Annotated in this window: 1 protein-coding gene; it reads right to left on the reverse strand. The window is 74.3% G+C overall.

Going from position 1 to position 385, the window contains the following annotated elements:
• Window positions 1-330 (reverse strand): N-acetyltransferase (locus EOA24_RS41165; protein ID WP_133375137.1); only part of this gene is annotated, 330 nt, incomplete at its 3' end.
• Between the last annotated feature and the right edge of the window lie 55 nt (window positions 331-385).

Here is a 385-nt window from a genome sequence, read left to right on the forward strand (position 1 = left end):
GAGCAGGATCGCGCCATGGCCGAGCCGCGCGGCCTCGGCGATCGCATGCCGCATCAGCGCCGAGCCGATGCCGCCGCTCTTCAAGCCAGGCTCGACCGCCAGCGGGCCAAGCAGAAGCGCTGCCGGACCGCCCTCGCCCAGCCTCACATCCCAAAGCCGCACCGTGCCGACGACCACGCCCGACGCATCGCGGGCGACGAAGGCCAGTCCCTCCGAGGGCCGGCGGCCGCGCCGCAGCTTTTCGGACGACTTCTTCTTGCGCTTCGGCCCCATGGCGCGGTCGAGCAGCGCTTCGCGCGCCGTGGTGTCGGCCGCGCTTTCGCCGACGATGACGAAGGCAGGCGCCTCGACGGCCCCCTCGTCCGGCGCGCCGCGCGAGCCAGCC

The sequence above is a fragment of the Mesorhizobium sp. M2A.F.Ca.ET.039.01.1.1 genome (assembly GCF_003998035.1).
Classification (GTDB): domain Bacteria; phylum Pseudomonadota; class Alphaproteobacteria; order Rhizobiales; family Rhizobiaceae; genus Mesorhizobium.